The 25113-nt window shown below is 64.6% G+C and carries 31 protein-coding genes; 10 read left to right on the top strand and 21 right to left on the bottom strand.

The genetic code is table 11. The features are described 5' to 3' along the window. The first annotated feature begins 121 nt into the window (after window positions 1-121). Both FCS99_RS11280 and FCS99_RS11275 read left to right on the top strand, forming a co-directional pair. On the top strand, window positions 122-445 hold the full coding sequence (locus FCS99_RS11280) for a TraR/DksA family transcriptional regulator (RefSeq protein WP_138512589.1): 324 nt from the start codon (window positions 122-124) through the stop codon (window positions 443-445). A gap of 75 nt (window positions 446-520) precedes the next feature. Next, complete coding sequence (locus tag FCS99_RS11275; protein WP_171036349.1) at window positions 521-1255, top strand: 2OG-Fe(II) oxygenase; 735 nt, start codon at window positions 521-523, stop codon at window positions 1253-1255. On the opposite strand, the gene FCS99_RS11270 is transcribed toward FCS99_RS11275, so the two are convergent. Then, window positions 1252-1812 (bottom strand): DUF4269 domain-containing protein, encoded by a 561-nt coding sequence (locus FCS99_RS11270; RefSeq protein ID WP_138512585.1) that lies wholly within the window; start codon window positions 1810-1812, stop codon window positions 1252-1254. The genes FCS99_RS11275 and FCS99_RS11270 overlap by 4 nt on opposite strands. A 105-nt stretch (window positions 1813-1917) precedes the next feature. On the opposite strand from FCS99_RS11270, the gene FCS99_RS11265 reads away from it, so the two are divergent. After that, on the top strand, window positions 1918-2538 hold the full coding sequence (locus FCS99_RS11265) for a class I SAM-dependent methyltransferase (protein ID WP_138512583.1): 621 nt from the start codon (window positions 1918-1920) through the stop codon (window positions 2536-2538). Window positions 2539-2603: 65 nt separating this feature from the next. Then, window positions 2604-3074 (top strand): YybH family protein, encoded by a 471-nt coding sequence (locus FCS99_RS11260; RefSeq protein WP_171036348.1) that lies wholly within the window; start codon window positions 2604-2606, stop codon window positions 3072-3074. Between the two features lie 8 nt (window positions 3075-3082). Here the strand turns inward: FCS99_RS11260 and FCS99_RS11255 are convergent, their stop codons facing one another. The 6 genes from FCS99_RS11255 to FCS99_RS11230 all read right to left on the bottom strand — a co-directional run bounded on the left by FCS99_RS11255 (window position 3083) and on the right by FCS99_RS11230 (window position 7571). Then, a complete protein-coding gene (locus FCS99_RS11255; protein ID WP_138512579.1) occupies window positions 3083-3370 on the bottom strand; it encodes a hypothetical protein in 288 nt (95 codons plus the stop codon). Between the two features lie 94 nt (window positions 3371-3464). Then, the gene (locus tag FCS99_RS11250; RefSeq protein WP_138512577.1) at window positions 3465-4868 is read right to left on the bottom strand and encodes an NAD(P)(+) transhydrogenase (Re/Si-specific) subunit beta; all 1404 of its coding nucleotides are present in this window, start codon (window positions 4866-4868) and stop codon (window positions 3465-3467) included. Window position 4869: 1 nt separating this feature from the next. After that, window positions 4870-5211 (bottom strand): proton-translocating transhydrogenase family protein, encoded by a 342-nt coding sequence (locus tag FCS99_RS11245; protein ID WP_138512575.1) that lies wholly within the window; start codon window positions 5209-5211, stop codon window positions 4870-4872. Between the two features lie 28 nt (window positions 5212-5239). Further along, window positions 5240-5992, bottom strand: coding sequence for a hypothetical protein (locus FCS99_RS11240; RefSeq protein WP_138512573.1), 753 nt, complete (start codon window positions 5990-5992; stop codon window positions 5240-5242). Between the two features lie 8 nt (window positions 5993-6000). Further along, entirely contained in the window at window positions 6001-7131 is a 1131-nt protein-coding gene (locus FCS99_RS11235) for a Re/Si-specific NAD(P)(+) transhydrogenase subunit alpha (RefSeq protein WP_138512571.1), read from the bottom strand. 134 nt (window positions 7132-7265) lie between these two features. Continuing rightward, entirely contained in the window at window positions 7266-7571 is a 306-nt protein-coding gene (locus FCS99_RS11230; protein WP_171036347.1) for an aa3-type cytochrome c oxidase subunit IV, read from the bottom strand. Between the two features lie 184 nt (window positions 7572-7755). On the opposite strand from FCS99_RS11230, the gene FCS99_RS11225 reads away from it, so the two are divergent. The 4 genes from FCS99_RS11225 to FCS99_RS11210 are packed head-to-tail and all read left to right on the top strand — an operon-like array spanning window position 7756 to window position 10358. Then, window positions 7756-8355, top strand: a complete 600-nt coding sequence (locus FCS99_RS11225) for a DUF7010 family protein (RefSeq protein ID WP_138512568.1) — start codon at window positions 7756-7758, stop codon at window positions 8353-8355. 2 nt (window positions 8356-8357) lie between these two features. Further along, the gene (locus FCS99_RS11220; protein ID WP_138512566.1) at window positions 8358-9464 is read left to right on the top strand and encodes a histidine kinase; all 1107 of its coding nucleotides are present in this window, start codon (window positions 8358-8360) and stop codon (window positions 9462-9464) included. Beyond that, window positions 9461-10063 carry a response regulator transcription factor gene (locus FCS99_RS11215; RefSeq protein ID WP_138512564.1) on the top strand — a complete coding sequence of 201 codons (603 nt, stop codon included), beginning with the start codon at window positions 9461-9463 and terminating at the stop codon, window positions 10061-10063. Before FCS99_RS11220 ends, FCS99_RS11215 begins: the two co-directional genes overlap by 4 nt. A 46-nt stretch (window positions 10064-10109) precedes the next feature. Beyond that, window positions 10110-10358, top strand: a complete 249-nt coding sequence (locus FCS99_RS11210; protein WP_138512562.1) for a hypothetical protein — start codon at window positions 10110-10112, stop codon at window positions 10356-10358. Between the two features lie 6 nt (window positions 10359-10364). Here FCS99_RS11210 and FCS99_RS11205 read toward each other — a convergent pair whose 3' ends face one another. Both FCS99_RS11205 and FCS99_RS11200 read right to left on the bottom strand, forming a co-directional pair. Next, a complete protein-coding gene (locus FCS99_RS11205) occupies window positions 10365-11315 on the bottom strand; it encodes an alpha/beta fold hydrolase (protein ID WP_138512560.1) in 951 nt (316 codons plus the stop codon). Between the two features lie 48 nt (window positions 11316-11363). Then, window positions 11364-12125, bottom strand: a complete 762-nt coding sequence (locus tag FCS99_RS11200) for a CPBP family intramembrane glutamic endopeptidase (protein ID WP_171036346.1) — start codon at window positions 12123-12125, stop codon at window positions 11364-11366. Between the two features lie 241 nt (window positions 12126-12366). Here FCS99_RS11200 and FCS99_RS11195 point away from each other — a divergent pair, with 241 nt between their 5' ends. Beyond that, complete coding sequence (locus FCS99_RS11195; RefSeq protein ID WP_138512556.1) at window positions 12367-13833, top strand: sigma-54-dependent transcriptional regulator; 1467 nt, start codon at window positions 12367-12369, stop codon at window positions 13831-13833. A gap of 96 nt (window positions 13834-13929) precedes the next feature. On the opposite strand, the gene FCS99_RS11190 is transcribed toward FCS99_RS11195, so the two are convergent. From FCS99_RS11190 to ykgO, 12 genes are all read right to left on the bottom strand, one after another. Then, window positions 13930-14394: an ASCH domain-containing protein gene (locus tag FCS99_RS11190; RefSeq protein WP_138512554.1), complete on the bottom strand. Its 465-nt coding sequence runs from the start codon at window positions 14392-14394 to the stop codon at window positions 13930-13932. A gap of 54 nt (window positions 14395-14448) precedes the next feature. Continuing rightward, complete coding sequence (locus FCS99_RS11185; RefSeq protein ID WP_138512552.1) at window positions 14449-14871, bottom strand: hypothetical protein; 423 nt, start codon at window positions 14869-14871, stop codon at window positions 14449-14451. 189 nt (window positions 14872-15060) lie between these two features. Continuing rightward, window positions 15061-15522, bottom strand: a complete 462-nt coding sequence (locus FCS99_RS16290; RefSeq protein ID WP_233352779.1) for a hypothetical protein — start codon at window positions 15520-15522, stop codon at window positions 15061-15063. A gap of 28 nt (window positions 15523-15550) precedes the next feature. Continuing rightward, the gene (locus FCS99_RS11175) at window positions 15551-15841 is read right to left on the bottom strand and encodes a DUF2312 domain-containing protein (RefSeq protein WP_138512550.1); all 291 of its coding nucleotides are present in this window, start codon (window positions 15839-15841) and stop codon (window positions 15551-15553) included. A 55-nt stretch (window positions 15842-15896) separates the two neighbouring features. Beyond that, window positions 15897-16886, bottom strand: coding sequence for an alpha/beta fold hydrolase (locus FCS99_RS11170; protein ID WP_233352778.1), 990 nt, complete (start codon window positions 16884-16886; stop codon window positions 15897-15899). After that, a complete protein-coding gene (locus tag FCS99_RS11165) occupies window positions 16883-17473 on the bottom strand; it encodes a tetratricopeptide repeat protein (protein ID WP_138512548.1) in 591 nt (196 codons plus the stop codon). The genes FCS99_RS11170 and FCS99_RS11165 overlap by 4 nt, the downstream gene beginning before the upstream one ends. A gap of 90 nt (window positions 17474-17563) precedes the next feature. Further along, the gene (locus FCS99_RS11160; protein WP_138512546.1) at window positions 17564-18010 is read right to left on the bottom strand and encodes a response regulator; all 447 of its coding nucleotides are present in this window, start codon (window positions 18008-18010) and stop codon (window positions 17564-17566) included. Then, complete coding sequence (locus FCS99_RS11155; RefSeq protein ID WP_138512544.1) at window positions 17955-20600, bottom strand: ATP-binding protein; 2646 nt, start codon at window positions 20598-20600, stop codon at window positions 17955-17957. The genes FCS99_RS11160 and FCS99_RS11155 overlap by 56 nt, the downstream gene beginning before the upstream one ends. A 105-nt stretch (window positions 20601-20705) precedes the next feature. After that, window positions 20706-21785, bottom strand: a complete 1080-nt coding sequence (locus tag FCS99_RS11150) for an acyl-CoA dehydrogenase family protein (protein WP_138512542.1) — start codon at window positions 21783-21785, stop codon at window positions 20706-20708. Window positions 21786-21788: 3 nt separating this feature from the next. Further along, on the bottom strand, window positions 21789-22970 hold the full coding sequence (locus FCS99_RS11145; RefSeq protein WP_138512540.1) for an acyl-CoA dehydrogenase family protein: 1182 nt from the start codon (window positions 22968-22970) through the stop codon (window positions 21789-21791). Window positions 22971-23207: 237 nt separating this feature from the next. After that, window positions 23208-23828, bottom strand: a complete 621-nt coding sequence (locus FCS99_RS11140; protein ID WP_138512538.1) for an HAD family hydrolase — start codon at window positions 23826-23828, stop codon at window positions 23208-23210. Between the two features lie 112 nt (window positions 23829-23940). Further along, entirely contained in the window at window positions 23941-24066 is a 126-nt protein-coding gene (ykgO, locus tag FCS99_RS11135; protein ID WP_075188610.1) for a type B 50S ribosomal protein L36, read from the bottom strand. Window positions 24067-24195: 129 nt separating this feature from the next. Here ykgO and FCS99_RS11130 point away from each other — a divergent pair, with 129 nt between their 5' ends. Next, complete coding sequence (locus FCS99_RS11130; RefSeq protein WP_138512536.1) at window positions 24196-24963, top strand: class I SAM-dependent methyltransferase; 768 nt, start codon at window positions 24196-24198, stop codon at window positions 24961-24963. The last annotated feature ends 150 nt before the right edge of the window (window positions 24964-25113 follow it).

The following is a 25113-nucleotide window of genomic DNA, read 5'->3' as shown; positions in this document are numbered from 1 at the left end:
AGTCAGGCGCGTCAGCCTGATCCACCGGTATTGCGCAGTGCTGCGTCCCACCCGCTCCGGTTTGCCCTGCTGCAACAGGACCACTAGGCTGAAAATTCATGGGAAAACAGGATCAGGCGTGATGGACGAACAGACGGCCCGGGCGCGGCTTGAAGCCCTGCGCGACGAGCTTCTCGCCCTGTCGGACGCGGCCAGCGAGGACCGCAAGCCGGTGGAGCTGGACCAGCAATCGGTGGGCCGGTTGTCGCGCCAGGACTCGCTGCAGGTCCAGGCCATGGCCAAGGCGGCCGACGCCCGGCGGACCCAGGAATTGCGCCGGATCGAGGTCGCGCTGCAGCGCCTGGAAGCGGGCGAATATGGCTGGTGCGTGGAATGCGGCGAGGCGATCGGCGAGAAACGCCTGTCCATCGACCCGGCCGCACCGCGCTGTGCCGCCTGCGCCTGACCGGGACTGTGACAGAATGGAGACTTAACCCGCTGGAGCGGCTGTGAAACAGTGCGGCCTCAAATGGGGAAGCCGATGTTCAAACTGGGATCGTCCATCGATCTGGAAACCGCCCACCAGGCCTTGGTCACGCAGACGCGCTGCCAGATCCCGGGCCTGCTTGACGAAGCCGACTACGCCAAGGTCCTCAAGGCCATTGACGATGTGCCGCGCTGGGTACTCGTGACGCGTCTGGGCGGCCGCCATCTCGATCTCGATGCCGAGGCCATGTACGACCTGCCCGCCGCCAAGCGGATCGAGTTCGAGCGCCAGGTCATGCGTGATGCGAAGGCCGGCTTCCAATACCTCTACGAGACCTATCCGCTGTACGACAAATGGCACAATGGCACGCTCCGCCCGGAAGTGCCGGTCCTGGCCGATCTGTTCGAATGGCTCAATGGCGAGGCCTTCCTGGGTGCCATGCGCACCCTGCTGGACGAGCCGCGCATCAGTTTTGCCGACGCCCAGCTGACCCGATATCGCACCGGTCATTTCCTGAACACCCATGATGATGGTGTGGAGGGCAAGAACCGGGTCGCCGCCTATGTGCTGACCCTGTCGCCGGAGTGGAAGCGCGAATGGGGCGGCACCCTGAAATTCATGGATGCGTCGGGCAAAGAGATCGACCGCTTCGTGCCGGGGCCGAACACGCTCTCCATGTTCAAGGTTCCCCAGAAGCATGAAGTCCTGCCGGTCGCCAAGAAGGTGAAGCCGCCGCGCCTGTCCATCACGGGCTGGCTGCGCATGGGTGAGGATCCGGGGCCGGGCTAGACGTCGGCGTTCAGCGCGTATCCGGCCATTTCGATCATCTGGCGCAGCGCATCATCGCTGGGTGAGGCCAGTTTCAGCACTTCCACATAAGGATCCCCGCCCAGGCCCAGCGCCTTGGCAAAGGCGGGCTCGGTCTTCAGACCGCTCAGCTTGAGCGACCGGATATCGGTGCGTAACCGGTCTTCGGCGAGCCGCAGGATACGGTCCTCGGCCAGCCAGTGGACATAGCTTTCATGGGTTTCAACCGGCCGCGCCCGGCCAAAAATCTCGACCGGCAGCCCGTCCAGCTCCAGGCGGGCAATGATGGAGGGTTCGCCGGCATGGGTGTTCTCGGTGACCACGGCCCCGAACTCGGCCAGCTCGGCTTCCAGATGATCCTTGAATGCGTCCAGGAATTCGCCCGCCGTGCAGGCAATGTCGACATCCGCATCCGGGCCGTGGATGTCCAGCGGAATGGATCCGACCCAGCGTGGATCAAACGCCCAAAGGCGCTGAAAGAGACGGGCCTCAAGAAGACTGGCCCGGACGGATTCAAGATCGGGAATCGTCTCGCTCATGGGTTGTTAGGTGTCCCGGCTCACCCGCGCTGTCAACGCCGGTAGAACAGCCCGCGCTCGACCCTACGACAACATGCGGTAATCTCCCGTCAAAGGGAGACGAAAATGGGTTTCTATGGCCAACGTATTCTGCCGAACCTGATCGGCTGTGTGTGCTCGCGTGGCGCGATCATGAAGCAGCGGGCCAAAGTGGTCCCGAAGGCCCGGGGCCGCGTCCTGGAAGTGGGCATTGGTGCCGCCCCGAACCTGGAACTCTATGATAGCGGCAAAGTGGAGCAGCTGATCGGGGTGGACCCTTCGGCCGGCATGCGCCGCAAGGCCGCGAAAAAGCTCGCAGGTACGGCCATTGCGCATGAACTCCTGGATGCCGGCGGTGAGGCCTTGCCGCTGGACGACGCATCCGTCGACACCATCGTGCTGACCTATACGCTGTGCTCCATTCCGGATGCCGAACAGGCGATGCGGGAAATGCGCCGTGTGCTGAAACCGGAGGGCCAGCTCCTGTTCTGCGAGCACGGGCGGGCTCCGGACCCCGGCGTGGTGCGATGGCAGGAGCGGATTGAACCGGTCTGGAAACGCATTGCCGGCGGCTGCCATCTGGCCCGGCCGATGGATCGGCTGATTGTCGGCGGCGGGTTCGCCATCCGCGAGATGGAAGCGGAATACATGCCCGGCTCCCCGCGCTTTTCCGGCTTCGACTATATCGGCACCGCCACACCGGTCTGATGGTCCCGTGTTTGGCGGTCGCGAGCGATTGCTTTAGTCTGATTTCGAAACAAGTTGGGGTGCCGATGATCACCATTTTGATGGCCGGACTGGCCTTGGATGCGGAACTGGGCGGCTGCGGTGATGCGGCGTCACAAGCCGAGGCGCTGGCTGCCATTGAGGCGCAGAATGCTGAAGTGCAGGCTGCGCTCGAGGCCGGCGACATGGCGCGCTATGCGCAAGTCTTCATGGAGGATGCCTGGCAGGTTTCGCCCAATTCCATGCCGCTGGAAGGCCAGGCTGCGATTCAGGCTCACTGGGAAGGCCTGGCGACCCTGGGGGAATGGCGGTTTGCGCTGACCGCTCTGGATGTCTGGGTCTGCCAGGGTTCCGCCATCGAACGGGGATATGGCGAGTTGAGTTTCCAGCCCAATGAAGCCATGGCCGCGGACATGCCGGCCTTCACGGCCAGCGCCCATTATGTCGCGCACTGGATTGAAGCGGCGCCGGGTGAATGGCGTGTCCGGTCTGACGTGGCGGCTGCAGCGCCGCAATAGACCGGTGATCAGGGAAGACCCGGGAAACTCTCCACGAACTCGATCTTGAGATCCGGGAAGCTCTCCACGAATTCGATCGTGAAATCGGGGAAGCTGTCGACGAATTCCCATTCGCCGCAGTCATCGGGGAAGCTGGACACCGTCTCCACCTTCAGGTCCGGGAAGCTCGTCACCACCTGGACCTGGAAGTCCGCGAAATGCTCGACGATCTCCACCTCGCCATAGAGCGGGATGCCGTCGAGGGTGCAGTCCTCGGCGACAACGTCCGTGGCCAGAAGGGCGAGGGCGGTCAGCATGGAGCCAGTCTGCCCGGGGTTTCTTGAACCGCACATGAAAAAGGGCCCGGCTGAAATCGCCGGGCCCTGAACTCGTCATCCATTGGAAGCGACGCTATTCCAGCGACTTCACGATGCTCTCCGCCATCTTCTTGGCATCGCCCAGCAACATCATCGTGTTGTCGCGGAAGAAGAGCGGGTTCTCGACGCCGGCATAGCCGGAGCCCAGGGACCGCTTCACGAAGAAGACAGTGCGGGCCTTCCAGACCTGCAGGACCGGCATGCCATAGATCGGCGAGGAGGGATCATCCTCGGCGGCCGGGTTGGTGACGTCATTGGCGCCGATCACGAAGGCCACATCGGCATTGGAGAAATCGGAGTTGATATCCTCCAGTTCGAAGACCTCGTCATAGGGCACCTGCGCTTCGGCCAGCAGGACATTCATGTGGCCCGGCATCCGGCCCGCGACCGGGTGGATGGCATAGGCCACGTCGACGCCCTCTTCCTTGAGGATGTCGGCCATTTCCTTCAGCGCGTGCTGCGCCTGGGCGACGGCCATGCCATAGCCCGGCACGATGATGACCTTGCCGGCATTCTTCATCACGAAGGCGGCGTCCTCGGCCGAGCCCTGCTTGGCCGTGCCTTGCGGGCCGGCATCAGCCGCAGCATCACCGGTCTCGCCGAACCCGCCCAGGATCACCGAGATGAAGGAGCGGTTCATGCCCTTGCACATGATGTAGGACAGGATCGCACCGGACGAACCGACCAGCGCGCCGGTCACCAGAAGGGCCGTGTTCTCCAGCGTGAAACCCAGCGCGGCGGCAGCCCAGCCGGAATAGGAGTTCAGCATCGACACCACGACCGGCATGTCGGCGCCGCCGATCGGGATGATCAGGGTGACACCGACGATGAAGGCGGTGATCGTGATCAGCCAAAAGGCCAGTTTCGCATCGCCGCCCGAGGCCATCAGGAAGGCGATCATGATGACGATGAAGACGCCCAGACCGATATTGATCAGGTGTCGGGCCGGCAGCAGGATCGGCGCGCCGGACATGTTGCCGTTCAGCTTGGCAAAGGCGATTACCGAGCCTGAGAAGGTGATGGCCCCGATGGCCGTGCCGAGGGCCAGCTCCAGCAGGGACAAGGTCTTCAGATTGCCCAGCGGTCCGGCGATGTGGAAGGCTTCCGGCGCGTAGAGCGCGGCAGCGGCCACGAGCACGGCGGCCAGGCCGACCAGGGAGTGGAAGGCGGCCACTAGCTGCGGCATCGCGGTCATCGGGATGCGCTTGGCAATCACCGCACCGGCCACGCCGCCGATGGCGACCCCGCCGATGATCAGCACGATGGACAGGAAATCCAGGTTCACGGCGAGCAGGGTGGTGACGATGGCGATCGCCATGCCGGCCATGCCGAAGAAATTGCCCTGGCGGGCGGTTTCCGGGCTCGACAGGCCGCGCAGGGCCATGATGAAGAGAATGCCGGAGCCGAGATAGAGAAGGGCTGCAAGATTGGCAGACATGCTATCGCTCCTTCTTCTTGTACATGGCGAGCATGCGCTGGGTGACCAGGAAGCCGCCGAAGATGTTCACACTCGCGAGGATGATGGCGATGAAGCCCAGCAGGCGCGAGAAGCCGGCCCCGCCGCCTTCGCCTGCCGCCGCGGCCGCCGCTTCGCCGCCGCCCCCGGCTGTCGCCGTGGCGGCCAGAAGCGCGCCGACGATGATCACCGAGGAAATGGCATTGGTGACAGCCATCAGCGGTGTGTGCAGGGCCGGGGTCACCGACCAAACGACATAATAGCCGACGAAGACCGCCAGGACGAAAATCGCCAGGCGGAAGATGACAGGATCTACGGCTTCCATGAGGGAACCTCGCTCTCTCTTGGGGCTGTTACAGCCCGGTATTTCCAATCTCAACGACGATGCCGCGATTGGGGGCAGCATCGATGATGCGGATTTCGTAGGTGTTGTTGCCGGTTTCTTCCATGGCCAGGCGGACACCGAAGACTTCACATTCGCCCGGACGACCCGCAAGGGGCGTACAGTCGAAACGCGTATCGAGCATTTCCTCGTCCACGACGCGGCGGAACCTCGGCTCACCGCGGTGAATGTCCAGCACGATCGCGCTGGGCGCCGCCGGAAGTTCGGCCGGCGAGACCGCTTCATAGCGGATCTGCCCGGCGGCGGTGAGCGCGTGGACAAAGGCAATCAGATAGCGGGCATCCAGGCCGCGCTGGCGCGACAGATAGGTGCCGTCGAACGTGCCATTGCCGTCAATGTCGCGATAGCACTGCACCCGGCGCACGGCCGCTTCGTAATCGATCGGCTGGCAGTAGGCGACCGAGTCGGAGAGGGTTACTCCGAACAGGAGCGTTCCGGCCTCGATACCGTCGGCCGGACGGGGGCGATTGCGTTCCGGCGTCGGATCGATCAGGCGCACCGCCTGGGTCGGCAGCATCGTCTCCGTCCAGATTGTATCGCCATCGGAAACCGTCACCGTCTCGCCCAGCTCGACCGGTGCAGAGACGGCGAAGCGGACATTCGCGTTCTCGGCCCGCCGGATCATCTGCGCGTCGGCGATGCCGATCAGGGCAAGCGTCATGGCCAGGGCCGTTCCGGCCAGTATGCGAAAAGCAGGCATCATCGGGTGCCTCAGGCTTTTTCTTTGACCAGCGTCGGATGCACCACGTCGCCGCCCTTGGTCAGCGCCATGCCCTGGATGACTTCATCATCCCAGTGCGGTGCCTTCTTGCCGTCCTCGTCGATGAGGAGGGGCAGGAGATTGGCGAGGTTCTTGGCGTAGAGCGCGGAACTGTCGGCGGCGAGCCGGCCGGCCAGGTTGGCATAGCCGGCGATCTTGACGCCCTTGTGCTCGACGATCTCGTCGGCCTTGGTCAGCTCGCAATTGCCGCCGGTCGGGGCGGCCAGGTCGATGATGACCGAACCCGGGCGCATGCTTTCCACCATCGCCTTGGAGACGAGTTTCGGGGCCGGACGGCCCGGGATCAGCGCCGTGGTGATGACCACATCCTGCTTGGCGATGTGGGAGGCGATCAGCTCGGCCTGTTTGGCCTGGTATTCCTTGGACATTTCCTTGGCATACCCGCCCGCCGTCTCGGCCTGCTTGAATTCCTCGTCCTCGACGGCGATGAATTTCGCACCCAGCGAAGCAACCTGTTCCTTCACCGCCGGACGCACGTCGGTGGCCGTCACGATGGCACCAAGGCGGCGGGCCGTCGCGATCGCCTGCAGGCCGGCAACGCCGACCCCCATGATGAAGGTCTTGGCCGGAGCGACCGTGCCGGCGGCCGTCATCATCATCGGGAAGGCGCGGCCATAGAGTTCGGCGGCCTCGATGACGGAGCGGTACCCGGCGAGGTTGGCTTGCGACGACAGGGCGTCCATGGCCTGGGCGCGTGTGATCCGCGGCACGAATTCCATGGCGAGGGCATCGACACCGGCCTTGGCCAGCGCTTCGGCCTTCTCGGTATTGCCGTGCGGGTCCAGATGGCAGACGAGCAGCACGCCCTTCAGCTTGGCCAGGGTGGCCTCATCCGGGCTGCGCACGCCGAACAGGGCGTCGGCGCCTTTCAGGGTCGCGGCGGCCGTGCCGATCTTGGCACCGGCCTCGGCAAAGGCCTCGTCCGTGATGGCGGCTGTCAGGCCGGCCCCTTTTTCGATGGCGACTTCATGGCCCGCTCCGACAAACTTTTTCACAGTCTCGGGCGTGGCCGCCACGCGGGTCTCGCCCGCATGCCGTTCTTTCAAAATTGCAATTCGCATATCCGTCCCGCCAAGTTTCGGCTGTTTTGCCGGGACAATGCTAGAATTCATCCGTCAGGGAAAGCCCTGATCGGCAAAATCTTTGTGCAGTGCAGTATTTAAAGCTGGATGGCGTGCGCCAAACGTGCCGGAAATCAGCCTGCGAGGGCCATTCCTGCCAGTTGGGCAATGCCGCCGCAGACCAGCGTGAACACGAAAAGTCCGCCGACCGTGACATACCAGGCCGTCGACATTTTCAGCAGAAGGCCGGCGACAATGCTCACAACCGTGGTCGCGATCAGGGCACCGATCCAGTCCATGCCGACCGCGAAGATCAGGGTCAGCAGGAGCACGGACAGGGCCGTCAGCAGGCCGCCCCAGGTCGAGACAGCCATGAAGCCGTCGAAAGTGGCCTTGTGGTGCGAGATATCCATTTCGCCGCGAACGTGATCTGCCGCCATGTCTGCAACCCCTGTCGTCATAGATGCGATTTGCGGAGAAGCGGATAGCACGGGTCGTCCCACCCGCCAAGATGCCGGACTGCCGCAAGCATGACAGGTGTCATGTCAAAAGGGTGACCCCGGTTTCTGCCGCGGACGGCCGGGCTCTGTCAGCTTGCTGCCAACATCGAATTGGAGAGCTGACATGACCCTCGATCTTGCCGCGCAATTGCGCGCCGAAAAACACCGCTACTTCGTCGCCGCCGGTGGCGGTATCGCCCTGCCGGTCGCCGGAGCAATCTACTGGATCGGCCTGGCCGTGGCGTCGAACTATCTCGATCCGGCCAATTGGGCCATGATTGCCGCCGTCTTTTCCGGGATGATCTTCCCGCTCGGCCTGCTGCTCCAGAAGCCGCTGGCCTCGCCCTTCATGAAGGCGAAATCGCCCCTGTCCGGTGCCGCCATGCTGTCGGTCGCCTCGATCAACCTGCTCTGGCCGGTGCATGCCGTCATCTTCAATGCGGCTCCGGAAGCCGCGCCCCTGACCCTGGCCCTGGGCATGACCCTGCATTGGCCGGTGATCGGCTGGACCTATGGCAGCCGGGTGGCGATCGTGCATGCCTTCGTTCGTGCGGCCGTGGTCAGCGTGCTCTGGTTTGCCCTGCCGGAGGGCCGGTTCGACATTTTGCCGCTGGCCGTGGCCGCCCTCTATCTGCTCGCCGCCGCCGGTATGCGGTGGGAAATCCTGCGCCTGCGCCGTAAGAAGGATGGTGTCATCCAGGGCAGTGCAGAGGCCATCGCGTAATCATGAGCAAGCCGGAACCGGGATATCGCCGCTGGCTGCGGCTGGCCTCGCCCAACCAGCCCTGGCTCTATCTGATCTATCTCGTCCTGTATTTCCTGCCCTGGTTCTACCGGACGCCGGAACGGACGGACCTGGTCTCCGGCCTGCTCGCCATCGGCTTCTTCCTGGTCCTGTTCTTCGTGGCCATGATCCGGCGGGACTGGACGGCCCTGCCGGCGGCGGCCGGGGTGATGGTGACCGGCTTCGTGCTGATGCCGGTCAATCCGGGCGCCGCCGTGCTCCTGATCTATGCCGCTGCCATGGTCGCCCGCATCCGCCAAAGGCGGCTGATGCAGGGCGGCCTGGTCGCCTGGGCGCTGGGCATTGTGGCCGGTACAGCCCTTCTGGGACTGCCCCTGGTCTATCCTGCCGGTTTCCTGGCCTTTGGCGGTCTGGTCGCTGCAGCCACGGCCTGGTCGGCCCTGCGCGAGGACCGGGATGCCCAACAGGACGAACGCCAGGCACGCGCCGCCGCCCTCGCCGTAGAGGCCGAGCGCCAGCGGATCGCCCGCGATTTGCACGATCTGCTGGGCCACACCCTGTCCGTCGTGACGCTGAAGGCCGAGATCGCCCAGCGCCTGTTCGAGACGGATCCCGCTCGTGTCCGGCAGGAATTGTCGGATATCGAGACGATTTCCCGGGATGCGCTGGGAGAGGTCCGGGAAGCCGTAGTGGGCCTGCGTCACCGCTCCCTGTCCGAGACCGCCCATGAAACCGCTGACCGCCTGCGCTCGGCCGGGCTGGAGGTCAGCCTGGTCCTGGAACCGGGTGATGACCTTGAGGACGGGCTGCAACAGGCTCTCGCCATGTTCCTGCGTGAGGGGGCCACTAATATCCTGCGCCATGCCGGGGCACGCCGGGTGGTGATTGATATCCGGCGGCAGGGCGGCGCGCTCGAGGGCCGCTTGCTGGATGACGGGCAGGGCGGTGTCCACTATGCCGGACGCGGGCTGGACGGTCTGCGGGATCGGCTTGCCGGAGCCGGGCTCGTTCTCACGCTCGGCGAAGGGCTGGACGGGAAGGGCGCCGGGCTGACGGCGCGCGAGACAGACAAGGGCCGCATGTCATGATCCGCGTCGCGATTGCCGAAGACCAGACCATGCTGCGGGATGCCCTGGCGACGCTGCTGTCGCTGGAAAGCGATATCGAGATTGCGGGCGCGGCCGGCAGTGGCCGGGAGGCGCTGGACCTGGTCCGTCAGCACAAGCCCGACATCCTGCTCACGGATATCGAAATGCCCGGCCTGACCGGGCTGGAACTGGCCGCCCAGATCAAGCGGGACGGCCTGCCGACCCGCACGCTGATCGTCACCATGTTCGACCGGCCCGGCTATCTGCGCCGCGCCCTGGAGGCCGGGGTGAGCGGCTATCTGCTCAAGGACACGCCCTCCACCGAGCTGGCGGATGCGGTCCGGCGGATTGCCGCTGGCGAGCGCGTCCTTGCGCCCGGTTTGGCGGAACAGGCCTGGAGTGCAGAGGATCCGCTGACCGATACGGAACGCCGCCTGCTGCGTCTGGCCGAAGCCGGCATGGACAGTCCCGCGATTGCCGAGGCGGAAGGCCTCGCCCGCGGCACGGTGCGTAATTATCTGCACAGCGCGATTTCCAAGCTCGGCGCGGCAAACCGGATCGAAGCCGCCCGGCTGGCGCGGGAGCGGGGCTGGTTGTGAGCTGGCGCGTCACTTGCTAAGCGTTCTCATGAGTGGGAGTGCTGTCATGAGAATACCCTTTGCCCTTTGGTCCGCTGTTCTGGCCCTGGCTGCCTATGGTGCAATGGTCGCCCTGGCCTATCGCGATTTCGGGTATTTCGATCCGGTCTGGGACAAGGCAGCCCTGATCGGCGGCATCTGGGTCGGCCTGGTCATCCTGATCGGCGTGATCTCGGCCGTGCGCAAGGCTTTCACCGCGCGGCCGGCTGACATCCCGATGGATGTCGCCGAGGAACTCGACAACCACCCCGAATAGGGGGCGTCAGCCGCCCCAGCCCGGTCCGGTCAGCACTTCCAGCGCGGCCCCGACAGCGATCGGCTGGTCGAGGATGAGATGGTGTTCGGCATCCGGGATCGACACCATGGTCGTTTCCGGCCCGAAAATCTCCCGCATGAAATCCCAGATCTCGTCAGTGACCAGGCGCGATTTCTCGCCGCGGAACAGGGCGACCCGGGTTTTCAGCCCGCCGACCAGGTCGGCCGGGGCCGGCCGGTCATAATCCATCTTGTCCCAGAGCTTCGGATCGAACTTCCAGGTCCAGCCCTCGCTGCCATCCGGCCGTGTGGTGGGCTTCAGGCTCTGCCGGGCGATATGGTCCAGCAGATAGGCATTGGCGCAGTCCTGTTCCGGCAAAAGACGGAAGCGCGACAGCGCCGCCTCGAAAGTCGGATAGCTCATCCCGCCCCGGCTGGGCGGCGAGGAGCGGCGTTGCTGCTCGGCGGGCCGGATCGGACTGTCGAGCACGGCCACGCCGCGCAATTCCTCGCCATGATTCATCGCCGTCGTCAGCGACACGAAACCGCCGAAGGAATGGCCGACGACATAGGGTTTGCCAGCATCGAACGCGCCGCCATCGCGGCCGGCGGCCAGCACTTCACGGGCATAGCATTCCATCCGGTAGCGTTCGCGATGATCACTGTCGCCCATGCCGGACAGGTCCAGGGCAACGACCCGCCGTGTCGGGGCGAGGAAGGGCGCGATACTGTCCCACCAATCCTTGTGGGCGACACCGCCATGCACCATCACCAGACCCGGCTGGCCGCGCTCACCCCAGGCCTTCCAGTGGATCGCCGCGCCGTCAACTTCGCTCTGGCCACGTTCGAAGGGCACGGACACCGCTTTTTCGAACCAGTCCGGCGCGGGCGGTTTGGCTCCGGAGAACTGGACAAGCGGGGCGGGCGGGCGCGGGGAGGCGGCAGCGTTCTGACTCATGAGATAGCGCTAGACCCGAACTTCGAACGGGTCAATCTCGGGCCGGCCTCAGCCCGGCCCCGCCTGCATCAGCATCGGAGCGACAAAGATTGCCCAGACATTGTTCGCGACATGGCCCAGGACCGGGGCAGCGACGCGGCCCGTCATGACGCGGGCGAGACCCAGGGCCAGGCCGAGAAGGGTTGTGGAAATCATCACGCCCAGTCCCTGGGTGATGTGCAGCAGGCCGAAGGCTCCGGCCGAGAGGATGATGGCGAAGGCGGCCGGAACGCCGCGCGCCATCATCATGGGCAGCATCCAGCCGCGATAGAGGACTTCCTCGACGATCGGCGCGGCGATCAGGGTGAGGGCGATCACGGCCCAGAGCGAGGCGCCGCTCTGGGAGAAGTCGTCGACATTGGTGACATCCTGCAGCTCGGCCCCGCCGGACAGGGTCAGGCTGGGATCGGCCATGGCGAGGTCATGCAGGATCCGCGTCAGCGGGCCGCCGGCCAGCACCATGAAGGCGAGGATCAGGCAGCCGGCCACGATCTCGCCCGGTCGCAGGGGAAGGATGGAAAACGCCCCGCGATGAATGCCGGACTGTTTGAACTGATGCCACAGGATCAGCGCAAAACAGGCATAGCTGGCGATAATGGCGGCGAAGCTGGCTGTCATCGGATTGACCGGCAGATCAAATCCACCCAGCTCGACCCAGGCCGACAGGATGGCGAACTGGAAGCCATAGGCGATGACGATCAGGAGGATCGGCCAGACCAGCATGCCGGGCAGGGAATGAATGACCGCCAGACGGTGGTCTGGCTCCGTCACGCTATAGAACACATCCCGTGGCCGGAACGGCCAGCGCACGGATGCCCGTGCCATGGATGTGGCTGAATGCGGCATGTCTCTCCCCCTCGGAGCGTTATGCTTAACCGGTCGTTGCCGACGCTTAAACGTCAAATTTAGAAGAGTGTCCCATAACGGTGCGCATAGACGCTCTACCGCAACAGGTAGTGAGGCCGGAAAACGGCCCGGCGGGGATAACGAAGCGACCGAAAAGGCGTGGGTGATGGTGAAGACAGTTCTGATCGTCGATGACGATCCGACCCAACGCCGCCTTCTTCAGGCGGTAATTGAAAAACAGGGCTATCGGGCCGAGACCGCGGAAAGCGGCGAGGCCGCCCTGGAACGCGTGGCATCGCCGGGGATTGATGTCATGCTGCTCGACCTGATCATGCCGGGCATGGACGGGATGGAGACGCTGGAGGCGATCCAGCGCAAGCAGATCGACCTCCCGGTGATTGTGCTGACAGCCAGCGGCGGGATTGAAACCGTCGTCGCTGCGATGCGCGGCGGGGCCTGCGACTTCTTCGTGAAGCCGGCCTCTCCGGAACGCATTGCCGTGTCGATCCGCAATGCGCTCAAGGTGCAGAACCTGTCGGGTGAAGTGCAACGCCTCTCCAAGAAGGCGGACAACAAGCTGGGCTTCTCCGACATGATCGCCGGCGCTCCGGCCATGCAGCAAGTGGTTCGCCTGGGTGAACGCGCCGCGCAGTCCGACATTCCGATCCTGATCACGGGTGAGAGCGGTGTCGGCAAGGAATTGGTGGCCGGTTCCATCAAGGCCGCCTCCAAGCGTGCCGATGCGCCCTTTGTCGCCGTGAACTGCGGTGCAATTCCGGAAAACCTGGTGGAATCCACCCTCTTCGGTCACGAAAAGGGCGCCTTCACCGGGGCGGTCGGCAAGCATATGGGCAAGTTCCAGGAAGCCGATGGCGGAACGCTCTTTCTCGACGAGATCGGCGAACTGCCGCTCGACATGCAGGTCAAGCTGCTGCGCGCCCTGCAGGAAGGCGAGGTCGATCCGGTCGGCTCCAAGCGTCCGGTGAAGGTGAATGTGCGGATCATCTCCGCAACCAACCGCGACCTGGCCGAACAGGTCGCTGCCGGTGCCTTCCGCGAAGACCTGTTCTACCGTCTCAATGTGTTTCCGATCGAAGTGCCCTCCCTGCGGGCCCGCAAGGACGACATTCCGCACCTGGTCCGTCATTTCATCGGGCGGTTCAACGCCCAGGAAAACAAGTCGATCCAGGATGCGGCACCGGAAACCCATGCCTTGCTGTCCAATTATGACTGGCCGGGCAATGTGCGCCAGCTGGAGAACGCCGTGTTCCGCGCGGTCATCCTGTCGGATGGCGACGTGCTGAAGCCGGAGGATTTCCCACAGATTTCCGGCATGACGCCGGATCTGGCGGCACCGGCGGCCACGGATGTGCCGGACATGGTCATGCCGCTGCCGGGCAGTGGCCTGGACTTGGCGGCCAATGGCGTCCACGGACCGGTCGAGATCATGGACGAGGGCGGCAATCTGCGCTCGCTCGAGGACATTGAACGCGATCTGATCGAGTTCGCCATCGAGACCTATGCCGGCCGGATGAGTGAAGTGGCCCGCCGTCTCGGCGTCGGACGTTCGACGCTCTACCGCAAGGTCCGGGAATATGATCTGGATGTCGACGGCGTTCGCGCCGCCGGCTGACCGGACAAGCAGATCGGCCTCCCTGCCACGGGACGGCACCGCGCTCCACTAGCGGGCGGGGATGGACGGGCTGGCTCTTCGGGGCCGGCCCGTTTCTCATTCGGCCGGACAGGTCCAGACCCGGCGGAAATGCTCGAACACGATATCCTCGTCCATATCGAAGGTTCGGCCCTCGCGGGCGGCTTCGCGGCTGAAATAATCGATATGGGCGTCGCTCCACCATTCGAAACTCAGATCACCCTCGCCTTCGGCGCGGGCGAATTCCGCATCGCCGCTGGAAAAGGGCGCAATCCGTGCCGAGATGGTCTCGATCACGCAGCGGGGCTCGCCCTTCCCATCGAGCAGCAAACACAGATCGCCAGCGGCAGGCAGGGGTTCCCCCCGCGCCTCATACCAGGCCTTGCGGCTGCAAGTGGCCGTCTTCTCATCGGCCAGGATCAGATTCACCAGCGTGTCCGCCAGTTCCGGCCCGTCACCAAAGGGTCCTGCATAGACCGGATCGCCCTGATGGCCGGTCTCCCGGCAGAAGGCCTGCCAGGCCTTTGATTGTTCGGGTGTCATGTGCGCCTCCGGTCCGGGCCGGAGTGAGCAGTCAGTCGGGTGCGGCTGTCAAGCTCAGGCGGAGAGCCGGTCCTGACGTTCCTGCCAGGCCTTGAACACGGGCAGAAGGGCAGCCTCGCGGCGGAAGCGGGCCCTCAATTGCGCGGCCAGGCGGTGAAGCTCCCGGGACAGGCTGGCACGATCATCCAGCTCGGCTTCCAGACTCACCTCGATCCGGGTTCGCAGGACATCGATCCGCTCCACCAGTCCGCGCAGCTGATTGTCCAGATGCACAACATAATCCCGGGTGACCGGGTCGGCGGAGAGGGGTTCATAGATCCGTTCGGCGCGTTCGAGCGTCACCAGGTCCAGGGCCGTCATGCCGCGCTGAAAGGCAAAATGCCCGTCCGGTTTGTCCAGACCCGCCTTCTCGGCGGCATCCAGGGCGTCGAACAATTCGGCTTCGAGGTTTTTCAGGCAATCGGGATGACGGGCCATGGCGTGTTCCGGTTCTGGTTGAAGACCAGAATAGCCAATCCGCGGACCCGGATCGCGCTCGAACCGGTATCAGGTTTAATCCTGTCCTAATGCACCGGTCAGAGGCGAGTGCAGGCGGGTGAGTTCGGCTTGGCAGCGATTTGGCGCGCGCTGACGGGGCGGTGCTCCACAGCATGCCCTTGACCGGTCTCAGTCATCCTTGGCGGGAGTGCCGGGGACGATGTGAAAGCGGGCGCGCCGGGCTTCGGGGGCTTCATCCGCCGGGGGTGTCGCGGCGGATGGCGGGGCCTCCGGCCCCTCCGCGTCGATATCGTCATGGATGTCGCGGCTGCGCGAGACACGCGGGGGCGTTTTGCTGCGAAACCCCTTGCCGCGTGACATGGGCTTGCGGGCTTTGCCCTTGGCCTTCTTCTCGATTTCCTTGAGCTTGATGGCCTGGCGCGCGGACAGGGCTTCGTCCGGATTGCCCTTGTCCGGGTCGGCAAAGGCCGAGCCGAAGGTTTCCAGCCGTTCTTCGAGAGAGCCGAGGAATTCGCCTTCCCATTCGGACAGCTCACGCTCGGGCGTGCCGGAGTCCTCGGCCGCCTTTCGCGCACGCTCAAGCCGTCGCAGGGCGCGTTTCGTCTTTTTCTCGTCGATCTTGCGCGTCATGCTGCCTCATCAAGCCGAGGCAGTCAGATTAGCCTTCGACAGCGCCCAAGTACAATTCCAGAAGGGCATCGGCTTCCTGGCGCTCGCGGCGGTCGATCTTGCGCAGGGACACGACCTTGCGAAGGATCTTGGTGTCGAAACCCATGGATTTGGCTTCGGCATAGACTTCCTTCATGTCGGCCATGACGGCAGCCTTGTCTTCTTCCAGGCGTTCGATCCGGGCCACGAAAGCCTTGATCTGTTCGCGGGCGGCACCGCCGACAGCGTCGGACTGATCGATGGGACCGTCGGAATGGGGCGCAGTGTCGGTGAAAGCCATGTCGAAAACCTCGTTGAAGGACCGGGCGCGACACTAATTCCCGGCGCGTCGGGCCTCAACCCGCTGCGCCAGCTTTTGCCCCGGTTTCGCGCAGTTGGTCGCGCACATCGTGGACCGCCTGCAGGACCGCCGACGGGTGATGGTGATGCAGATTGTGTCCGGCGCCGCTGATCCAGCGCATCTCGGCGCACCGCATCCGCTTGGCAACATGGCCGCCATGCCGGTGTGACCAGAGCACAGTGTCCGACTTTCCGGCGATCACCACGGTCGGATGGTCCAATGTTTCGTAGAGCGCTTCCTGTTTTTCCAGGTGCATGTTGACCTGGGCCATGTCCCAGGCGTTGGCGCGCCAGTTGGCTGGCCGCAGCAACAGGCCGAGGGCCGTGTCGCTGACATAGTCTGGCGGCATGGGTTCCGGATGGAAGGCGGCCACGGCGCCGCTCCGGGCCTGGGAGGGCCCCGCCAGCGGCACGATGATGCGGGTGATGAGAGGTCCCAGCACAGGCCAGTAGCTGGCGGCATTGAACCACGCGGCGCGTCCGATCCAGGCCGACAGGGCCGGGGCCAGCAGGACCAGCCCGTCCACGCGCTCGGGATGGTCGATGGCGAGCCGCATGGCGATCGCCCCGCCCCAGGAATGGCCGATCACCGTCGCGGTCCCGATGTCGAGCGTATCCAGGAAGGCGGCGATCAGGTCGGCCTCGCGCTGGGGTGACCAAGGTCCGCGCGGACGCTGCGACCAGCCCAGGCCCGGCCGGTCCAGCCAGATGACGCGTTCTCCGGCAAAGGCCTCGCCCATGGCCCGGTGGGGCTCTTCCAGATTGGAGGCGGCACCGTGCAGGACCAGCGTGACCGGTCCGTTGCCCGGGCCGGTGGCGCGGTAGTGCAGGCGGACGCCGTCGACCGTGACAAACTCCCCGCCCGGCGGGTGGCTCTTTTCAATCCGGCGGACATTGATCCAGGCGGCCAACGCCAGAACCGCCAGCAGGACGAGTCCGGCCATACCGGCGGCCAGCCCGGGCTGGGACGCGATCAGCTCACTCAAAGGGCGCGGCCGGCAAGGGCGGAACGGATGCGGTCGCGGGCTTCCTGCGCATCCTCATGGGCCGGGAAAATGGCGAGGGCGGCCTCATAGGCTTCCAGTGCGGCCTCATAGCGCTCCGCCCGTTCCAGCACGCGGCCCAGGGTCAGATAGGCGTCATAGCGGCGCGGCTCCAGCGTCAGGGCCGTGTTCAGGGTTTCCAGTGCATAGCCCCAATCCTCGAACTGGGCAGCCATGCGACCGGCGGCGAGCCAGCCTTCCGCGAAATCCGGCTCCAGCCGGGTGACATGGTCATACATGCGCGCGGCGATCTCTTCATTGCCCGCCACTTCGGCGGCCTGGCCGCGGTCCATCAGCAGGCTGATCGTGTCGGATCCGGAATGCGCCCACAGTGCCAGGATTTCGTCGACCAGCGGCGCCGCCTCGCGCATGGTTTCCGTTTCGGCGAGGGCGTCGAGGCGCTCGTTCAGCCGTTCTTCCGGCGTGCGGAATTCGGTCTGCGGGGCGACGGTCAGATCGGCCGGTTCCGAGGGCGGGGCATCCTGGGCGGAAAGCAGGGCCGCCAGGGCCAGAAGGCTCATCATGCTCATGCCGGCGAGGATAGCTTCAACGCGCGCCACGTCCAGCAGGCAGCGGCAGACATGACGGCGATTTTAGGCGGGCCGGATCAGTGGGCCGGATCAGTGGGCCGGCAATTTCACGGCGCGGAACCAGAAGGAGCCGATCGATTCCACGATATTCTCGTAATCCTCGACCTTGAACGGTTTGGTCATGTAGGCGTTGGCGTGCAGTTCATAGCACTCCTCGATATCCCGCTCGGACGAGGACGTGGTCAGGATCAGAACCGGCAATTGCATCAGTCCTTCATCCGTCTTCACCGTTTTCAGCACGGACCGTCCGTCCACCTTGGGCAGGTTGAGATCGAGCAGGATCAGGTCAGGCAGGGGCGCGTCGGCAAAGCCATTGGTGCGCTGGATGCGGTTGAGGGCTTCCTCGCCATCGCGCGCCACTTCGATCTCATAGGGATAGCTGGCATGCTGGAAGGCATCGAGGATCAGGAATTCATCACCTTCATTGTCTTCGACGAGAAGGATGCGCGGCTTGGTCTGGGTCTTGTTCTGGGGCATCTGAGTCCGTGTCGGCCTTCGGCAATGTGAAAAGGAAGCAGCTGCCGCCTTCGGGATTCGCCTCTACCCATATCACACCATCATGGCTCTCGACGATCTTCCGGCAGATGGCCAGGCCCATGCCGGTACCGGAAAATTCGGTCTTCCCATGCAGGCGTTTGAAGGGTTCGAAAATCATCTCGGCATATTGCGGCTGGATGCCGATTCCGTTGTCGCAGACCTCCAGTTTCCAGTCATCGCCGGCGTCCTCGCAGCGCACCGTGATGACCGGTTGGGTATCGGGCCGACGGTATTTCAGGGCATTGCCGATCAGGTTCTGGAAAACCTGGTTGAGCTGGCTGGGAATCCCCGACACCACGGGCATCTCACCGACACGAACCTCGCCCTCGGCCGTGTTCAGCGTGTTTTCCAGATTTTTCAGCACGTCCGCGATGACCCCGCCCAGATCGACGCGGGACCTTGGCGACTGGGCTTCGTGCTCGACCTTGCCATAGGTCAGCAGGTCCGCGATCAGGGTCTGCATGCGTGTCGCGGCGTCGATGGAGTGCTGGATGAAGGTGCGGCCATCCTCATCCAGGCGATCGCCATAGCGCCGCTCCAGAAGGGCATTGAAATTGGCGATCAGGCGCAGGGGTTCCTGCAGGTCATGACTGGCGGCAAAGGCGAAGCGCTCCAGCTCCTCATTGGCGCGGGAGAGTTCCGCGATGAAGTTCTCGCGCTCGGAAATGTCGCGAAAGACGATGACCTGGCCCTGGGACGCGCCGTCATCACCGGCAATCGGGGCGCAGGAGAATTCCGCCGGGAAGGCCGGGCCGCCGGCCTGCTCGAACCGGGTATAGGCATTGTCGATCCGGTCCGCAGCCGCATCGCCGATCCCGTCCGGCAATTCATCGCCCAGCAGGTCGCGGACGGGCTGTCCGGTCAGGGCGCTGACCGGTTGCCCCAACAGGCGGGCCGCGGCGGAATTGGCTGTCCGGACCCGCCCCTGCGCATCGAGGCTCAAAATGCCGTCGGCCGCACTCTCCACAATCGTGGCCAGGTCACGGGCCAGGCTTTCGGCTTCCTCGGTCTTGAGCTCGACCAGGCGCTGCACGAATTCCGTTCGGCCGGTACTGATCAGGGTCAGGGCGTTGAGCAGGGCGGCGAACAGCAGGCCGAACACCAGGACGAACCAGGCGGTCAGGCTCTGGTGTTCGGACATGAAGCTGTAGGTGGCGCTGTAGGTCAGGACCAGGGTTTGTCCGCCCAGCTCGATCGCATAGCTCTCCTGAACATCGTTGAGCGGCGCGGCGCCGCCCAGAAGCAGGCGCGGTGGCGACTGGCTCGCATCGGCCAGGGTGAGGCGATAGGCGTGGGAGGAGCGCGGTGTCGCCAGCAGGAAAATGTCTGGCCAGGACAGTTCGGCGCTGGCCACGCCGGACAGCACGCTGTCACCGTCCGCTGTCTGGCGGACGGTGGGGACCGCCAAGACCAGCCGCGCCGCCGCCTCACCCTGTGCCGGTATCGCCAAGGCCCGGGTTTGCCGGGTCCTGACCACGTGTGTCACCAGATCCCGGCTGCCTTGCGCCTGCAGACCGGTGCGCAAGGCCGGATAGGCCGACGAGGGATCCAGCGGAATGTCCTGCTCGTCCACGCCGTCACCGGGGCCGCTTGGCACCCTGTAATCATGCTGTGGAGCGTTGGCCGCCTCCACGCGCGGCGCCCAGCGGACAATCCGGTCCGGCGGCAGGCCGACAAAGGCGATGCTCTCGAAAGTGGAGAATTCCTCGGCGGTCACGGTTTCGGAGGCTTCGAACAATCCGCCCAGTTCCAGCAGGCGCCGTTCCACCCCGTTGAGCTCATCCTCCAGGGATTGGCGGTCCTCTGCCGTAAGGGCCCGGAAGGCTTCGCGCCGGTCGCCGACCCCGTCCATGCGGGTGAAGGCGAAAACGATCGTCAGCACGATCAGAAGGATGCCGGTGGGCAGGGCGAGAGCGAGCTTCCGGCGCCAGGCATTCGGGGCCGGGCCGAATATGACCAGGCACAGCGGTGCGAAGGCGACAATGCCCAGCAAGCTGGACAGCCAGCTGCGAAAACCGATGCCCCAATAACCGGCATCCGGCACGAGCGGGCCCAGCGCGACGCCGGCTGGAAACAGCACCGCCATGGGCAGGGCGCACAAGGGCCCGACAATGCCGACCAGGTGGGCGATGTCATTCAGCTGGTCCTGCCGCGCGTAGCGGCCGCGATCCTTGCGCCGCAGCAGCTGCAGGCCGAGCTCGGACTGGATCAGGCTGGAGAGCGTCAGGCAGGCCGACAGGATCAGGGCGGGCGGCCAATCCATGTGGAAGAGCCGGAGGGACAGATCCAGTCCGACCAGCCCTGTCCCCAGGGCAAGCGGCAGGGCCATCACGCGGCCCCAGATCCAGGGCAGGGTCACGGCCAGGGCGGCAACAATCCAGACCGGCACGAACCGGTCCGGCGGCACGGACAGATAGACCGAAATCTCGCCGAGACACACCGCGGCGATGCCCAGCGCGATGGCAATCCGGACACGCGGAATGTTCGTCAGGTCGGAGCTCGGTTTGGACAGTCCCTGCACACCCGACACAAAAGACCAATTCCTGCGCTGCGATAAGCCCCAATCTTGCTGCAAATGCGAACAGGCGCCACCCGGGGGTGGCGCCTGTTGCGATTGTCGACGTGTTCTGCGGGATCAGGCGGCGACGGAAATGTCCGTCAGGGCCATCACCTTGCGCAGCATGTCCTCGGTATCACCCAGCTGGTGGTCGATCATGATCAGGCGCTTGGCATAGTGCGACCCGGCATATTCCCAGGTCATGCCGATGCCGCCATGCATCTGCACGCATTCCTCGGCGACCAGCTTGCCGGCTCGACCGATCAGGTTCTTTGCCTTGGCCACGGACAGGGCGCGGTCCCCGGTTTCCAGATTGCCGGCGGCATAGATCACGATGGACCGGGCCTGTTCGATCTCGATGGAGAAATCCACCAGACGGTGCTGCAGGGCCTGGAAGGTCGCGATCGGGCGGCCGAATTGCTGGCGCTGCATGAGATAGTCGCGCGTCATGTCCTTGAGCACGTCCATGGCGCCCACGGCTTCGGCGCACAGGGCCAGACGGCCGGCGTCCAGCGCGGCTTCGATGGCCGCTTCGGCATCGTCGGACAGGCAGGTGGCCGGGGTCTTGTCGAGGACGATCTCGGCAGCACCGCCACCATCGATCATCGGGTAGGACAGGACTTCCGCATCCGAAGCCTTCACCTCATAGAGGCCCAGCTTGCCGGAGGCCGATTTGGCGGCCACCAGGATCCAGTCGGCGGCCTGACCGCCATAGACCACGGTCTTGCGGCCGGTCAGCGTGTCACCCTCGGCCTTGGCGGAAATTTCGCCCAGATCGCCGAAGCTGTCGGTCTCGTCGACGGCAAAGGCGGCGCGCTCGGCACCGGCAATGATGGCCTCGACACGATCCGCCTTGCCATGGGCTGCATAGAGGCGAAGGGCCAGGAGATTGCCCAGGAGCGGTTCCGGGCACAGGGCGCGGCCGGCTTCTTCGAACACGGTCGTGATGTCGAAACCGGCACCGCCGAACCCGCCATCCTCTTCGGAGACCAGGGCCCCGAGAATGCCCAGCTCGGCCAGGCCGCCCCAGGCGTCCGGATCGTGGCAGGCCCCCTCATAGGCGATCTCGTTACGGCGTTCGGCCGGGAATTTGTCAGCCAGGAAACGGCGGAAGCTGTCCGCGATCATCCGGCGGTCTTCTGTCGGCGTGAAATCCATGGATCAGGCTCCGAAGGTTTCTTTGGTGATGATGTTGCGCTGGATCTCGTTCGACCCACCAAAGATCGAGAGTTTGCGGTTGTTGAAGTAATTGGCGGCATTGCTGGCCGCTTCCGGCGGCGCCACGCTGTAATTGCCGATCACTTCTTCGGACGGGAAGGGCGCTGCAGCCGGACCCAGCGCGCGGCGCGACAGGTCATTGAGCGCCTGGCGGATCACCGTGCCCTTGATCTTCAGCATGGAGGACACCGAGCCCTGGGCGTCGGACGAGCCGAACAGCATGCGCAGATTGGTCAGACGCATGGCTTCCAGGTCGATCTCCACCTCGGCCACCTTGGCGGCGAAGAGCGGATCCTTGGCCAGCGGCTGGCCATGGCGCTTCACCTTGCGGGCGAGGGCCTTGAGCTGGTTCAGCGCTTCGTAAGAGGCGCCCACGCCGGCAATATTGGTGCGTTCATGGCCCAGCAGATATTTGGCGATCGTCCAGCCCATATTCTCTTCACCGACCAGGTTGGAGACCGGTACGCGGACATCGGTGAAGAAGACTTCATTCACCTCATAACCGCCCTCGATCAGCTTGATCGGACGCATTTCAATGCCCGGCGTGTCGAGATCGACCAGCACGAAGGAAATGCCCTGCTGCGGCTTGCCTTCTGTGGAGGTGCGCACGAGGCAGAAAATCTTGTCGGCGAACTGGCCCAGCGTGGTCCAGGTTTTCTGGCCATTGATCACATAGTGGTCGCCATCGCGCACGGCGCGCGTCTTCAGGCTGGCCAGGTCCGAACCGGCGCCCGGCTCCGAATAGCCCTGACACCACCAGTCGGAGCCGTCCAGGATGCGCGGCAGGATGGTGGATTTCTGTTCTTCCGTACCGAACTTGATCAGCACCGGGCCCAGCATGGCCAGACCGAAGGGAACAGTGCGCGGCGCGTTGGCCAGGGCCAATTCCTCTTCAAAGATGTGGCGCTGGACGGCGTCCCAGCCCGGGCCGCCATATTCTTCAGGCCAGGTCATCGCCAGCCAGCCGCGCGATTGCAGCGTGGCGTGCCAGCCGACCATGTCGTCCCGGTTCAGCTCGCGTCCATTGCGGACTTTGGTGGCCAGTTCCTCGGAAAGGTTCTCTTTCAGGAAGTCGCGGACTTCCTGGCGGAAGGCCTCCTCCTCCGGCGTGTAATTCAGGTCCATATCTGTCTCCTCGCGCCCTAGTCGACCGCATCTTGTCTGCTACGACCCGGTCCCGCTCTGATGGCGTTTCGGACCGTTTCGATGACTGGGTATGTATTTAGGCCAAAAGCAGGGGATGTGAATAGTGCGCAGATGCAGCATTCAGTGCGGCAGTGCGGCGCAGCCCGGCTTGACGCTAGGGGAAAGCGGTATGGGGTGTGATGGGGCCGGTTTGCGCACCGTCAGGCGCGGCAGGGCTCAGACGCGGGCCAGGCTCGGCAGGCCGCGGGATGCCAGGGCGGTGTGCAGGCTGTCGGCCCCGGTGAAGATCTCGGCATCAAAGCCGAAGTCCCGGGCCGCCAGAACATTGCTCTCGCGATCATCGAAGAACAGGACCTCGCCCGGTTCGTGGGGCAGGCGGGCGGCGGTGATCTCGTAGATCTTCCGGTCCGGCTTGATGACGCCTTCATGGGCCGACACGATCACATCCCGCATATGGCGCATGGACGGGTAGAGCCGGTTGACCGGTTCCATCCATTCGGCCGGCATGTTGGTCAGCGCATATTGCGGCACGCCCTGACCGGCGAGGGCGTCCATCACTTCGGCGGTGCCGTCGACCGTGCCATCGACCATGCCTTCAAATCCGCTTTCCCAAGCGCGGATCGCGTCTTCCAGATGCGGGTGGGCCTCGATCAGCGGTTCGCGATTCTCTGCCATCGACACGCCGCGATCATGGGCGGCATGCCAGTCCATCGTGCAGACCTCGGACAGGAACTGGTCCACTTCCTCGGGCGTGCGGAAGAGTTTCTCGTAGAGGCGGCGGGGGGACCAGTCGATCAGGACATTGCCCAGATCCCACAGGACGGCACGGGTCGTCATGACGGTTCCTCCATAACGCAAAACCCGCGCACGATGTGCACGGGCTATGCGACAAGCGTATTGCGATGCGCGTGCGGGGCGGGAATAACCTCGGCCCCGAACCAGCGACGGACTAGCCGGCGCGGGCTTTGAAGCGCGGGTCGGTCTTGTTGATCACATAGATACGGCCACGGCGCTTCACGACCTGGCAATCGCGGTGGCGGTTTTTCAGCGATTTGATCGAGCTGCGGACTTTCATCGTTCGGCCTCTAGGGTCTAACAAGCGAATTCAAAGGAGCGCGGGAGATACTGGAGGCTTCCGGCCCTGTCAACATGGCTTGTGCGCTCAATCGGCGCGTGGCACGCCAAAATACACAAGGGGGCCGCCATGGATATCGTCGCACACAACCGTACCGCCTGGGATGGCTATGCCCGCTCCGGTGAAAGCGAGTGGACCTTGCCGGTGTCCAGCGCGGTGATCGAGAAGGCCCGCGCGGGGGACTGGTCCGTCATCCTGACGCCGAACAGGACGGTTCCGGGGGACTGGTTGGGCGAGATTCGCGGCCGGGATGTCCTCGCCCTGGCTTCCGGTGGCGGCCAGCAGGTTCCGGTCCTCGCTGCGGCCGGCGCGCGCGTCACCAGTTTCGACAATTCGGACGAACAACTCGCCCGCGACCGGCTGGTCGCGGAGCAGGAAGGGCTGGACCTGGTCACGCAGCAGGGCGACATGGCCGACCTGTCCGTCTTTGCTGATGACAGTTTCGACCGGGTCTTCAATCCCGCGTCGACCGTCTTCGTGCCGGATCTGGAACCGGTCTGGCGCGAGTGCCGCCGCGTCCTGCGTCCCGGCGGCCGGCTGATGACCGGCGCCATGAACCCGGCCTTCTTCCTGTTCGACCATGATGACGTGGACAAGGGCGGCCCGCTGGAAGTGCGCTTCAAGCTGCCCTTCTCCGATCTCGACCACAATCCCGAGGCCCGCATCGACCAGGGCGAAGCGCTCGAATTCTCCCACAGCCTCGACGCCCAGATCGGCGGTCTCATCCGCGCCGGTTTCCGCATCATCGGCTTCTACGAAGATGACTGGTCCGACGAAGCGACCCGGCTCAACGCCTACATGCCGACGAGCTTCGCCGTGCTCGCTGAGGCGGTTTAGGAGTTTTCTGGCGCTTCGCGCCGCCCCTCATCCGCCGCTTCGCGGCACCTTGTATGTGAGTTGGGTGCTAGATTGGGCTGTCTTCCGGGACAGCCTGTCTGGCGCACCACCGCCAGACAGGCTTGGCGTCGGACGGGTCGTGGGCACCTT

Source organism: Maricaulis alexandrii (genome assembly GCF_005871165.1).
Lineage (GTDB): Bacteria > Pseudomonadota > Alphaproteobacteria > Caulobacterales > Maricaulaceae > Maricaulis > Maricaulis alexandrii.
The sequence above is the reverse complement of the archived record's forward strand: the minus strand, read 5'-3'. Positions and strand labels throughout refer to the sequence as shown.